This is a genomic window from Pseudomonas sp. HP_14 (assembly GCF_055283875.1).
On record NZ_JBTOQI010000022.1, the window covers coordinates 166,882 to 178,983 of the forward strand.

A 12,102-nucleotide genomic window follows, 5' to 3' on the forward strand; every position below is an offset into this window, starting at 1 on the left:
ATGGCAACGCTCGAGTTACGCAATGTAAACAAGACCTACGGCGCGGGCCTTCCGGACACGCTGAAAAACATCGAACTGCAGATCAAGGATGGTGAGTTCCTGATCCTGGTCGGGCCGTCCGGCTGTGGTAAGTCAACCCTGATGAACTGTATTGCCGGGCTTGAAAACATCAGCGCAGGCTCGATCCTGATCGACGACGCCGATGTCAGCGGCATGAGCCCCAAGGATCGTGACATCGCCATGGTCTTTCAGTCATACGCGCTGTACCCGACCATGAGCGTGCGGGAGAACATCGAGTTCGGTCTCAAGATTCGCAAGATGAGCGCGGCGGCCATCGACGAAGAAGTCAATCGCGTTGCCAAGCTGCTGCAGATCGAACACCTGCTCAATCGCAAGCCAGGGCAATTGTCCGGCGGTCAGCAACAGCGCGTTGCGATGGGGCGTGCTTTGGCGCGGCGGCCGAAGATTTACCTGTTCGACGAACCACTCTCCAACCTCGATGCCAAGCTGCGTGTCGAGATGCGTACCGAAATGAAGCTGATGCACCAGCGTCTGAAAACCACCACTGTTTATGTGACCCACGATCAGATCGAAGCGATGACTCTGGGCGACAAAGTGGCGGTCATGAAGGACGGCATCATTCAGCAGTTCGGCACGCCCAAGCAGATCTACAACGACCCGGCCAATCTGTTCGTCGCGAGCTTCATTGGTTCGCCGCCGATGAACTTCATCCCCCTGCGTTTGCAACGCAAGGAAGGGCGTCTCATCGCGTTGCTTGATAGCGGTCAGGCGCGCTGCGAGTTGCCGCTGGGCATGACTGATGCCGGTCTGGAGGACCGCGAGGTGATCCTTGGTCTGCGACCTGAACAAATCGTGCTTGCTCCGACCGAGGCTAATGGCCTGCCGACTATTCGCGCTGAAGTGCAGGTCACCGAACCGACCGGCCCGGACACGCTGGTATTCGTCACGCTCAACCAGAGCAAGGTCTGCTGCCGTCTCGCACCAGACGTCGCTCCGCAGGTAGGTGAGAGCCTGACGCTGCAATTTGACCCGGCCAAAGTCCTGCTCTTTGATGCCGCCACTGGCGAGCGTCTGGGCGTGCTTGCCAGCCAGCAGCCAGTCGAACGTGCGGCCAATGTCACCCAGATCAACCGTAACAACTGACCGAGCACTGCCAGCCGGGCGCTCACTGCCATTCAGAGCGCCCGGCCAGCGAATACGAAGTAGTCGATGTCAATGCCGTAAAAGCTAATAACAATAAAATGAGGATCCAAGGGATGAAGAAGCTACGCAATAAATCGCTTAATCAGTTCCAGCTTGTCGGTGGTTTGTCCGTATTGAGTGCGCTGGTTTTTTCCAGTGCGGCCTACGCCATCGAGCCCTATAACCCCAACGGGCATATGACCGGTGACTGGGGTGGCATGCGCAAAGAGCTGTATGACAAGGGCTATGATTTCTCGCTCGAATACGTCGGCGAGATGGGCTCCAACATTCACGGCGGCTACGACACCGACAAGACGGCTCGCTACAGCGACCAGTTCGCGCTGGGCGTCAATATCGACCTGCAAAAAGCTTTCGGCTGGAACGATGCTGAGTTCAAGCTGGCAATCACTGAGCGTAGCGGCAAGAACATCTCCAATGATCGTCTAGGCGATCCACGAGTCGGCACGCTCAGTTCCTCGCAGGAAGTCTGGGGTCGTGGTCAGACCTGGCGCCTGACACAGATGTGGGTCAAACAGAAATTCTTCGACGGCAAGCTCGATATCAAGGCCGGTCGGATGGGCGAAGGCGAAGACTTCGGCAGCTTCCCTTGCGACTTCCAGAACTTGACCTTCTGCGGCACTCAGGCCGCCAACTATGTGGATACCTGGTACAACTGGCCTGTCAGCCAGTGGGCGCTGCGTGTGAAATACAACATCACGCCTCAGGTGTACGCACAGATCGGTGTGTACGAGCAGAACCCGTCCAACCTGGAAACCGGTAACGGCTTCAAACTGAGCGGCAGCGGTTCCAAAGGGACGCTGGTGCCGGTTGAAGTGGTGTGGTCGCCGACCGTTAACTCGCTGCCTGGCGAATACCGTCTGGGTTATTACTTCAGCAGCCCGAGCGCCGACGACCGCTATGAGGACGTCAATGGCCAGCCTCAGGGTCTGACCGGTGCGGCGTTCAAGTCGCGTAACGAAAAAACCGGCTGGTGGGTTGTGGCACAACAACAGGTCAGTACCTTCGGTGGCGATCCGTCTCGCGGCCTGACCCTGTTTGCCAACGCCACCGTGCATGACAAAGACACCAACTTCGTCGACAACTTCCTGCAAGTCGGTATGGTCTTCAAAGGGCCTTTCGATGCGCGTCCCAAGGATGACATCGGCATCGGCGTTTCGCGTATCCACGTCAACGATAACGTGACTGATCGTGCCCGTCAGATCAATGCCGTCAATGGCATCAGCGACTATGACAACCCAGGCTATCTGCCTATCCAGAAGAGCGAGTACAACTCCGAGATCTACTACGGCGTACACGTTACCGACTGGCTGACTATCCGCCCCAACCTGCAATACATCAAAAGCCCGGGTGGTGTAGATCAAGTGGATAACGCTCTGGTCGCGGGTATCAAGTTGCAGACCAAGTTCTAAACGATCAAGGGTCGTGTGTGCTTTACGGGCAGCCTGGCTGCCCGTTTTTTTGAGTATTACGGGCCTGTTGGAGCGAGGCTTGCCCGCGAACCTGACGACGCATTTTCACAGACTAGCGGCGTTATTGTTCTTCGCGGGCAAGCCTCGCTCCAACAGGGATGTATCCATCCCAAACTGGAGCGGATTGGATGTCCGAACACCCCCTACAGCGCTTCTTCACATCCCGACGCACCCGGCCGACCTTCGAATGGGAGCGTCATCAGCGTCGCGATGTGTTGCTGATTGATCATCCGTTGTGTCAGGCAGTGTTCAGCCGGCAGGGCGCACAACTGCTGCATTTTCAGCCCACGGGTCAAAAACCCTGGCTGTGGTGCGCATCGCGCTGGCCGCAGGTGGGTGCGATTCGTGGCGGTGTGCCGGTGTGTTGGCCCTGGCATGGGAGGCATCCCGTTGAGTCGGGCTGGCCTGCGCATGGTTGGGGTCGATTGCTGGACTGGAAACTGATCGACAGTCGCGAAAGCGAATCAGGCGTCAGTCTGCATTGGCGTTTGCAACTGTGTGACTGGCAGGCCGATCTGTTTGCCGAACTGGGGGAGGGTATGGAATTACGCCTTGGTACCTCTCATGAAGACAGCGAACCCTGTCAGTTCGGTCACGCGTTGCACGCTTACTGGCGCATCAGTGACGTAGCTGATGTGGCTTTGCACGGCCTGGAAGGCGCTCAAGGCTTCGATCAGTTGAATCGGCGTGCCTGCCGACAGGAGGGCGAGTTACGCGTTGCTGGTGGCTGTCAGCGGGTATTTGAGCACAACGGTCCATTGCAGCTACAGGATCAATCCTGGCAGCGCCGTCTGAGTATCAACAGTGGCGATAACGCCAGCACTGTTGTCTGGCATCCAGGTAGCAGGCCGTTGCTGGGTGTGGCAGGCAAGGAAGCATCAGGTTTCGTCTGCGTCGAAGCAGCGTCAGGCAGCGATGAAAGCCTGAGCCTTGCGCCGGGAGAGCAGGTCGAGCTGAGTTTGCAGGCGTGTCTGCTGCATTGATGGCAAACACAGGAGCCAACCTGCAACTCCTGGATTGAAATGCGTTTTCTGTAGGAGCTGCCGCAGGCTGCTAAGCATTTATCCCGACCCACCGTGATCGCAGCCTTCGGCAGCTCCTGCAGAGCGATTTAAGCGCTACCCCTGATCCTCAATCGGATACCGGCTGTCATTCAGGCTCTCCTTGATCTTGCGCAGGTGCGGCTGGAAGTCCACGCCGCGGCGCAACGTCATGCCCGTGGCGAGCACGTCGAGCACGGTCAGCTGGATGATCCTGGAAGTCATCGGCATATAGATGTCGGTGTCTTCGGGCAGTGGAATGTTCAGGCTCACCGTGCTGGCCTGGGCCAGGGGCGAACCGGCTGCTGTCAGCCCCAGCACCGAGGCACCGTTGGCCCGGGCAATGCGCGCCACTTCTACCAGTTCGCGGGTACGACCGGTGTAGGAGATGATCACGAACAGCTCGCCGGTGTGCGCCACCGAGGCAATCATGCGCTGCATGAGCACGTCGGCATGGGCGGTGACCGCCAGATTGAAACGGAAGAATTTGTGCTGCGCATCCAGCGCCACCGGTGCCGAAGCGCCCAGGCCGAAGAAGTGGATCTGGCGCGCCTGAATCAACATGTCCACTGACTTGCTGATCAGGGCCGGGTCCAGTTGCTGAACGGCGCTGTCCAGTGAAGCAATCGCGCTGCCGAAAATCTTCTTGGTGTATGCCTCTGGGTCATCATCGGCTTCAACCGCGCGACTCACGTATGCGGCACCGCTGGCCAGGCTCTGCGCCAATTGCAATTTAAGTTCCGGGTAACCGCTGACGGCGAAGGAACGGCAGAAGCGATTGACCGTTGGCTCGCTGACTTTGGCTGCCTGGGCTAATGCCGCAATACTGAAGCGAGTTGCTTGCTGCGGGTTAAGAAGAATCGCTTCAGCAACCTTGCGTTCAGCCTTGTTGAGTTCTTCGAGGCGGCTCTGGATCTGCTCCAGAAGATTTCTTGAGTGGTCCATTCAAAGTCCTAATCAGGCAGATTTGCTCAGGTTTTTTTGAGGGCAGGCAGATAGGCCCTTTAGCCTGTAGCAAAGGTGGCCTATCGTACTCAGGGCCTGTGTTGATCACCACTGGAATATGCTTTTAGATTGAATGTTGTGGTTATTACTACATATGGCCTTGAGTAACGCCTTTAAAAAAGGTATTTGTAGCTTAACTTGATAAAAGAACCAACATTATGCTCTCGATTACGGTTGAACCGTGCACTTTTGCCTTGTTTGGCGCCTTGGGCGACCTGGCAGTGCGCAAGCTGTTCCCGGCGCTTTATCAGCTCGACCGCGCAGGATTGCTGCATGCCGACACTCGAATTCTTGCGTTGGCACGTGAGCCCGGCGACGAACAGCAGCATTTGGCACACATCGATGAAGCGCTACGCCGCTTTGTTCCTGAAGCACAGCTTGAAACGGAACACGTGGAGCGTTTTCAGGCGCGTCTGAGCTACCTGCACGTGGACTTTCTCAAGGCTGAGGATTATGTCGCACTGGCAGAGCGCGTGGGCGACGCAGAAACCCTGATTGCCTACTTCGCCACGCCTGCTTCGGTATACGGCGCGATCTGTGAAAATCTGGCCTCGGTGAACCTGACCGAGCGTACTCGCGCAGTACTGGAAAAACCTATCGGTCATGACCTCGCCTCTTCGCGCCGGGTCAACGACGCCGTAGCGCAGTTCCTGCCGGAAAGTCGCGTTTATCGCATCGACCACTATCTGGGCAAAGACACCGTTCAGAACCTGATCGCCCTGCGTTTTGCCAACAGCCTGTTTGAAACCCAGTGGAACCAGAACCACATTTCCCACGTTGAAATCACCGTGGCAGAGAAGGTGGGCATTGAAGGCCGTTGGGGTTACTTCGATCAGGCCGGGCAACTGCGCGACATGATTCAGAACCACTTGCTGCAATTGCTGTGTCTGATCGCCATGGACCCGCCGAGCGACCTGTCTGCTGACAGTATTCGTGACGAAAAAGTGAAGGTGCTCAAAGCCCTCGCGCCCTTCACCCCGGAGCGTCTGGCCACCCAGGTGGTTCGTGGTCAGTACACCGCGGGTTACAGCGAGGGCAAAGCAGTGCCGGGTTATCTGGAAGAAGAGAATTCCAACACCCAGAGCGATACCGAAACCTTCGTCGCGCTGCGTGCAGATATCCGTAACTGGCGCTGGTCAGGTACCCCGTTTTACCTGCGTACCGGCAAGCGTATGCCGCAGAAACTGTCGCAGATCGTGATCCATTTCAAAGAGCCGCCGCACTACATCTTCGCCCCTGAGCAGCGCATGCAGATCAGCAACCGTTTGATCATTCGCCTGCAGCCGGACGAGGGTATTTCCTTGCAGGTAATGACCAAGGACCAGGGCCTGGACAAAGGCATGCAGCTGCGCAGCGGCCCGTTACAACTGAATTTTTCCGACACTTACCGCAGCGCGCGCGTCCCTGATGCCTATGAGCGTTTGTTGCTGGAAGTCATGCGCGGCAATCAGAACCTGTTTGTTCGCAAAGATGAAATTGAGTACGCCTGGCAGTGGTGCGATCAACTGATCGCCGGCTGGAAAAAGGCGGGCGATGCGCCCAAGCCTTATGCCGCCGGATCGTGGGGGCCGATGAGCTCCATTGCCTTGATTACTCGCGATGGGAGATCGTGGTATGGCGATATGTGAACTTGAGTTTCCGCAGGGCCTGGTGGCCCGGGAATTCGATAATCCGCAGCTGCTGGCCGAGGCGCTGGCAGCCAACGTAGCCGAACAGCTAAAAGCAGCCATTAGCGCTAAGGGTGTTGCGACGCTGGTGGTTTCCGGTGGGCGCAGCCCGGTGGCGTTTTTCCAGAGCCTGGCTCAGCAGCCGCTGGACTGGTCGAAAGTGGTCGTTAGCCTGGCTGACGAACGCTGGGTGCCGGTCGAGCACGCCGACAGCAATGCTGGTCTGCTGCAACGTTTCCTGTTGCAAGGCCCGGCGGCCAAGGCGCGTTTCTTCGGTCTATACACCGTCGCGCCAAGCCTTGAAGAAGCTGCCGAGGCGGCTGATCAGGCGCTGGCCGAGCTGCCGCCGATTGACGTGCTGATTCTGGGCATGGGTGATGACGGGCACACCGCATCGCTGTTCCCCAACAGCCCGAACCTGAGCGAAGCGTTGCAACTGGACAGTACTCGCCGTTGTTTGCCGATGCTGGCGCCTGCTGTTCCGCATCAGCGTCTGACCATGACCCGTCAACTGCTGGCTTCGGCACGCCTGCCGATCCTGTCGGTTTCCGGTCAGGCCAAACTCGACACCCTGCGGGCCGCATTGGCGGGCGATGACCTCGCTGAAATGCCAATTCGCGCCTTTCTTGACTCTTCACTTGAGATTTACTGGTGCCCATAACAAAAGGATCCGCCGCCATGAACACCGTCGATAACACTCAGCCGCTGAACAGCATGGCGAACAAGATCAAGCAGATTGACGAACTCTGCGCCAAGGCAAAAATTCTGCCGGTCATTACCATCCTTCGCGACGAGGACGTACTGCCTCTGGCTGACGCCCTGGCCGCAGGTGGCATGACTGCGCTGGAAGTCACTTTGCGCTCGGCATTTGGCCTGAGTGCAATCCGTATTCTTCGTGAGCAGCGCCCTGAGCTGTGCGTGGGTGCTGGCACTATTCTCGACCGGCATATGCTGGCCGATGCCGAGGCGGCGGGTTCGCAATTCATCGTCACGCCTGGCAGTACGCAGGACTTGCTGCAAGCCGCGCTCGACAGCCCGTTGCCGCTGTTGCCGGGTATCAGCAGTGCGTCGGAAATCATGATTGGCTATGCCATGGGCTATCGTCGCTTCAAGCTGTTCCCGGCTGAAATCAGCGGCGGCGTCGCTGCGATCAAGGCGCTCGGCGGTCCGTTCAATGAAGTGCGTTTTTGCCCAACCGGCGGCGTCAACGCCGACAACCTCAAAAGCTACATGGCCCAGCCCAATGTGATGTGCGTGGGCGGGACATGGATGATCGACAACACCTGGGTCAAGAACGGCGACTGGGGTCGCATCCAGGAAGCCACCGCGCAGGCGATGGCGTTGTTTGACTGATTAATCCGCGGTTTGTGGGAGCAGAGCTTGCTCGCGATAAACGATAACGCGGTATGGCTTCTGGCTGCGTCTTATGTATCGCGAGCAAGCTCTGCTCCCACAATTCGGAATCCGCTGCTCAACCCAACTGCTGCAACGCCTCCACCAACAATCCCATATCCGCAGCCGAGGTAGTAAACCCCGGCGTAATCCGGATACACGGTCCACAGGCAGCGCCCTGGCGGGCGACAGTGAACAGGTTGTATTCCTCTAGCAAGCGCTCAACCATCCGCTGCTGATCGTGTTGCCGGGTAAAACGCAACGCGGTAATCCCGCAATACAGGCGCGGGTCGTCCGGGGTCAGAATTTCAACATGCTCCAGGTCTCTTGCCGGCTTGACCCAAAGGTCACGCAGGTAGCTCAAACGTGCGCCTTTGGCTGCCGAACCGCCCATTGCCAGATGCTCTTCAAATACTTTGGGCAGTGTCATCCACGCCGGGATGTTCGGCGTGCCATAAGGCACCAGTGACAGGATGTCATCGGCAGCGTAGCGGGTGTCGCCCATGTCCGGGTCGATAGCCGTAATACGCTCGCGGGCCACGTAGATAAAACCCAGACTCAACGGTGCGCCGATCCATTTCTGCAGGTTGTACCCGGCGAACGCCACGCCCAGTTCATCCAGTTTGAAGTCCAGTTGCCCAAGCGCATGTGCGCCGTCGAGGATGACATCCACGCCATGCTCTTTAGCCAGATCGGCGATGGCCTTGACCGGCATCACCAGGCCGGTGCGATGGGTAACATGAGTGAGCGCCATCAGCTTGAGCCGTGGGTACTGCTCGAACGCTTGCCGATAGCTGTTGAGCAGGCTGTCGTAGGTGGCAGGGTGGACGTGGGAGATTTCGATGACTTCGACGCCACGGCTTTTCGCCAGCCAGCGCATGGCACTTTGCACACTGATGTAATCAAGATCGCAGATCAGCACCTGATCACCGGGCTGCAACTGATTGTAGTTACGGATCAGCGATTGCAGGGATTCGGAGGCGCAGCGGGTAATGGCAATTTCCTGCGCGCTGACCTGTAGCAGTTGCGCCAGTTGAGCGTGGATCATGCCACTGTCCTGGGTATCGAACTGGCGCCGCACGTACACCGAGTTGCTGCGGTTCACGTAATCAATATTACGCCGGTAGTCTTCCAGCACCTCGCGAGTCATGCGGCCGAAGTAACCGTTTTCCAGATTAACCGGCCCTGGTTCCACGTCATACCGTCCAGCGATGCCCTGCCAGAACTGTTCATCCCTTGCCTGTTGCTCAAGCATTGCGTCCTCTCTTTCTGACTGAATGGCTCATTCTGTAGAAACCACTTTGAACTGTAGGAGCTCACCGAGGTTACGAGGCCCGCGCTAGCGGTTTGTCTGATACACCGTTATCGCTGGCCTCGTAACCTCGGTGAGCTCCTACAGGGGCAATCTGCACGACCCCGGAAATCCGTTGCTATTGGCGGTCGTTGTACTTCTTCCTGGGCCGGGTGCGCAGTGGATCAAGCAGCTCCGACAGACCGTTATGATCGATTTCCTGCATCAGTGCCAGCAAACTACCCAGCTCACCTTTAGGGAAGCCTTCCCGCGCAAACCAGTTCAGATACTGGCCCGGTAGGTCAGCCAGCAGACGTCCCTGATATTTGCCAAACGGCATCTCGCGGGTCACCAGCAGTAAAAGTTTTTCCGGATCCATGACTTCTGTATCACCTGATTTCTAGACACCTTAACCATACGTGCATTCTGCATGCAGGCCAAAGGACAGTTCATGCAGAAATCACGATCCATCTGTCTGGTATTTAATTTAAGTTATTGATTCTAAACGGGTAAATGTTTTCAAAAAAGCTGGCATGCGCCCTGCAATTACTTATGCATGCAAATCATTTTGTATAAACCTGCCCATAAGGAACTTGAAAATGACTGACATCAATAAAGAATCGATCTCCATTCTGAATGACCTGATCGAAACCAGCAAAGATGGTGAGAAAGGTTTTCAGACCAGTGCAGAAGACATTAAGAACCCGGCCATCAAAGCCTACTTTCTGAGCCGTTCTGCAGAGATTGCTACTGCGGTTCGTGAGCTGCAAACCGAAGTTCGTGCACTGGGCGGCGATCCAGAAGATTCCTCGAGCGTCAGTGGCACATTGCACCGCGCCTGGGTTGACCTGAAGTCGGTTTTGACCGGGAAAGACGACAAGGCGATTCTGGAAGAAGTAGAGCGCGGCGAAGACGTGGCCAAAAAGGCTTACAAAGACGCGTTGGAAAAAGCCCGCGAAAAAAATGTTCCTGCCAACGTGGTCGCTCTAATCACCAAGCAGCAAGCTGGCGTGCTGGCTACTCACGACAAAGTCAAGGCTTTGCGTGACACGGCTCGCGCTGCAAGCTAAGACTTGCCCGAACCAGAAAACGCCAGCCAGTCTGGCGTTTTTTTATGGCTACCGTTCAATAGTTTACTGGTTGACGTGGGACCGGCTTCAGCGGGGAATGCCTAATTATGACGATGAAAACATAGCGACTGCCCAGCTAAAGTTGGCCCTCGGGACCGCGCAGCAGGGGACGGTCAAGCCGGTTCAACCCGGTTACGACCTTTGCTCTTGGCGACGTACAACGCCTCGTCTGCCGTCTTGAACAGCAGGTCGATTGTTTCGCCCGTTTTAGCCTCAGCGCAGGCGATGCCAATGCTCACGGTAATCGGCTGGCTATCGCTGGCGTAGGGCGCAATCGCTTCCACTGCTTTACGGATGATCTCGGCGATGACGCGCGCGCCCTCCAGACCCGTCTCACCCAGCACCACCACGAACTCTTCACCGCCATATCGCGCAACGAAGTCGCCCGGTCTTCTGATGTTGTGGGCGATGGTGGATGCAACGTTGCGTAGGGCTTCGTCCCCGCCGTGATGACCGTGACGATCATTGAATGCTTTGAAGTGATCGACATCTATGACCAGCAATGAGAGCGGTTCGCCTGAGCGCATGCTTCGCGTCCATTCGCTTTTCATCACTTCGTCGAGCCGACGCCGATTGGCCAATCCCGTCAGGGCATCGGTTGACGCGCGAGCCCGAAGTTCGCTCTCGGCCTGATGCCGCAGTCCTAACTCGCGGCGCAACAACAGGCTTAGCCACAGAATGCCCAGACACAATACGGTGGTAGCGGCGCCGACCAGCAGCACATTGCGGTACCAGAGGGCATAGACCTCCTTTACGGACTGGCCTACCACCACAATCAACGGCAACTCTCCGACATGGGAGAAGGTGTACAGCCGCTCCTTGCCGTCCACCGACGAAATTCCGGAAAAGCTGCCGTTACCTTCTTCAAGAATGCGTTTGAAATTGGGGCTGGATGCAAAGCTTTCGCCGATGATGTCTCTGCCAGGTATGTCCGGGTGACGAGCGAGCAGCGTGCCGTCAGTGTTGAGCAACGTGACGTTGCTGTCCGGGCCGATGTCCAGCGTGCGAAATAGCTGTTTGAAATACACCAGACGCATCGCGGCGCTGGCGATACCCTGAAACGAACCGTCTTCGCCGGAGATGCGGCGGCTGAAGCTGATGCACCAGTCCTTGAAGCCCCATCGTGCCTTGAAGGGCGCGCCGACCATCATGTCCAGCGACGGGTTGCGCATGTGTTCCTGAAAATGCGGACGTTCGGCGAGATTATAGGGGCGCGGTTCGAGAGAGGTGGAGTCAGCAAGGATGCGGCCGTCCTTGTCGAGTAATAGCAGGTCTCCTTTGTACCGCGCTGCCGTTGAGCGGTCGAACAAAACCAGATGCCGCAAGTTTGGCGCAATGCTTTGTAACTCGGGTAGTTGCCACGCGTTGATCATGCCTTGCAGTGAGGTGTCGTAAAGTTCGGCGTTACGCAATACATCGGCATCGATCAGACGCACGATATTGGAGGACGCCCGGGCGGCGGCTTCATTTGCATCCCGGCGCTCGCGGATCAATAACGAAACGACAATGATCGCGATTGCAGTGATCGCCAGCACACTGCCGAAAATCAAAATAATTTCTGGCCGCTGCCAATTGTTACGAGATGCCTGCATGGCTTGAGGAGCAATCATTGCTGGGAGTGAACTCGGAAAATGATGAATGCTTCTTCAACGCTTTGTTTTTAAAGAGTTTGAGGAATTTGTATATTCAGGATCAATGTCGACCCGGTATTTATAACTCATGTGCACCGGGTCGAAACAGGTGTGATTTTACCGTGTGCGTGCATGTGTTTTTATTTCGTGAAAGATATTACGGTTTGGAAGACAGCACATGCGGCAGAGATTAATCCCTGTGGGAGCGTTGCTTGGTCTGATCAAGTGTGTGAGCAAACATAGAATCATCCAC

General features: G+C 56.7%; 11 protein-coding genes. 7 read left to right on the top strand and 4 right to left on the bottom strand.

Annotation, left to right across the window (positions count from 1 at the left end; genetic code table 11):
• The 3 genes from ACYASS_RS15435 to ACYASS_RS15445 all read left to right on the top strand — a co-directional run bounded on the left by ACYASS_RS15435 (position 1) and on the right by ACYASS_RS15445 (position 3,676).
• Positions 1–1,164, top strand: coding sequence for an ABC transporter ATP-binding protein (locus tag ACYASS_RS15435; protein ID WP_463586761.1), 1,164 nt, complete (start codon positions 1–3; stop codon positions 1,162–1,164).
• A gap of 113 nt (positions 1,165–1,277) precedes the next feature.
• Positions 1,278–2,633: a carbohydrate porin gene (locus ACYASS_RS15440; protein ID WP_463586762.1), complete on the top strand. Its 1,356-nt coding sequence runs from the start codon at positions 1,278–1,280 to the stop codon at positions 2,631–2,633.
• Between the two features lie 188 nt (positions 2,634–2,821).
• Complete coding sequence (locus ACYASS_RS15445) at positions 2,822–3,676, top strand: D-hexose-6-phosphate mutarotase (protein WP_463586763.1); 855 nt, start codon at positions 2,822–2,824, stop codon at positions 3,674–3,676.
• Between the two features lie 135 nt (positions 3,677–3,811).
• Here the strand turns inward: ACYASS_RS15445 and ACYASS_RS15450 are convergent, their stop codons facing one another.
• Positions 3,812–4,678 carry a MurR/RpiR family transcriptional regulator gene (locus ACYASS_RS15450; protein WP_087264633.1) on the bottom strand — a complete coding sequence of 289 codons (867 nt, stop codon included), beginning with the start codon at positions 4,676–4,678 and terminating at the stop codon, positions 3,812–3,814.
• Positions 4,679–4,896: 218 nt separating this feature from the next.
• On the opposite strand from ACYASS_RS15450, the gene zwf reads away from it, so the two are divergent.
• The 3 genes from zwf to ACYASS_RS15465 are packed head-to-tail and all read left to right on the top strand — an operon-like array spanning position 4,897 to position 7,758.
• Entirely contained in the window at positions 4,897–6,366 is a 1,470-nt protein-coding gene (gene zwf, locus ACYASS_RS15455) for a glucose-6-phosphate dehydrogenase (protein ID WP_463586764.1), read from the top strand.
• Positions 6,353–7,066 (top strand): 6-phosphogluconolactonase, encoded by a 714-nt coding sequence (pgl, locus tag ACYASS_RS15460; protein WP_463586765.1) that lies wholly within the window; start codon positions 6,353–6,355, stop codon positions 7,064–7,066. The genes zwf and pgl overlap by 14 nt, the downstream gene beginning before the upstream one ends.
• Before the next feature lie 17 nt (positions 7,067–7,083).
• Positions 7,084–7,758 carry a bifunctional 4-hydroxy-2-oxoglutarate aldolase/2-dehydro-3-deoxy-phosphogluconate aldolase gene (locus ACYASS_RS15465; protein WP_463586766.1) on the top strand — a complete coding sequence of 225 codons (675 nt, stop codon included), beginning with the start codon at positions 7,084–7,086 and terminating at the stop codon, positions 7,756–7,758.
• A gap of 118 nt (positions 7,759–7,876) precedes the next feature.
• Here the strand turns inward: ACYASS_RS15465 and ACYASS_RS15470 are convergent, their stop codons facing one another.
• Together ACYASS_RS15470 and ACYASS_RS15475 are read right to left on the bottom strand one after the other, a co-directional pair.
• Positions 7,877–9,052, bottom strand: a complete 1,176-nt coding sequence (locus ACYASS_RS15470; RefSeq protein WP_463586767.1) for an aminotransferase class V-fold PLP-dependent enzyme — start codon at positions 9,050–9,052, stop codon at positions 7,877–7,879.
• 175 nt (positions 9,053–9,227) lie between these two features.
• Complete coding sequence (locus tag ACYASS_RS15475) at positions 9,228–9,467, bottom strand: DUF3820 family protein (protein WP_122665573.1); 240 nt, start codon at positions 9,465–9,467, stop codon at positions 9,228–9,230.
• Positions 9,468–9,687: 220 nt separating this feature from the next.
• Here ACYASS_RS15475 and ACYASS_RS15480 point away from each other — a divergent pair, with 220 nt between their 5' ends.
• Positions 9,688–10,158, top strand: a complete 471-nt coding sequence (locus ACYASS_RS15480) for a PA2169 family four-helix-bundle protein (protein ID WP_463586768.1) — start codon at positions 9,688–9,690, stop codon at positions 10,156–10,158.
• Positions 10,159–10,331: 173 nt separating this feature from the next.
• Here the strand turns inward: ACYASS_RS15480 and ACYASS_RS15485 are convergent, their stop codons facing one another.
• A complete protein-coding gene (locus ACYASS_RS15485) occupies positions 10,332–11,828 on the bottom strand; it encodes a GGDEF domain-containing protein (RefSeq protein ID WP_463586769.1) in 1,497 nt (498 codons plus the stop codon).
• Positions 11,829–12,102: the final 274 nt, after the last annotated feature.

Excerpts from the sequence above, each read along its gene's own strand:
- ACYASS_RS15475 (WP_122665573.1), bottom strand. The coding sequence starts at position 9,467 with ATGGATCCGGAAAAACTTTTACTGCTGGTGACCCGCGAGATGCCGTTT.
- ACYASS_RS15440 (WP_463586762.1), top strand. The coding sequence starts at position 1,278 with ATGAAGAAGCTACGCAATAAATCGCTTAATCAGTTCCAGCTTGTCGGT.
- zwf (WP_463586764.1), top strand. The coding sequence starts at position 4,897 with ATGCTCTCGATTACGGTTGAACCGTGCACTTTTGCCTTGTTTGGCGCC.
- ACYASS_RS15450 (WP_087264633.1), bottom strand. The coding sequence starts at position 4,678 with ATGGACCACTCAAGAAATCTTCTGGAGCAGATCCAGAGCCGCCTCGAA.
- ACYASS_RS15445 (WP_463586763.1), top strand. The coding sequence starts at position 2,822 with ATGTCCGAACACCCCCTACAGCGCTTCTTCACATCCCGACGCACCCGG.
- ACYASS_RS15480 (WP_463586768.1), top strand. The coding sequence starts at position 9,688 with ATGACTGACATCAATAAAGAATCGATCTCCATTCTGAATGACCTGATC.
- ACYASS_RS15470 (WP_463586767.1), bottom strand. The coding sequence starts at position 9,052 with ATGCTTGAGCAACAGGCAAGGGATGAACAGTTCTGGCAGGGCATCGCT.
- ACYASS_RS15485 (WP_463586769.1), bottom strand. The coding sequence starts at position 11,828 with ATGATTGCTCCTCAAGCCATGCAGGCATCTCGTAACAATTGGCAGCGG.
- ACYASS_RS15435 (WP_463586761.1), top strand. The coding sequence starts at position 1 with ATGGCAACGCTCGAGTTACGCAATGTAAACAAGACCTACGGCGCGGGC.
- ACYASS_RS15465 (WP_463586766.1), top strand. The coding sequence starts at position 7,084 with ATGAACACCGTCGATAACACTCAGCCGCTGAACAGCATGGCGAACAAG.
- pgl (WP_463586765.1), top strand. The coding sequence starts at position 6,353 with ATGGCGATATGTGAACTTGAGTTTCCGCAGGGCCTGGTGGCCCGGGAA.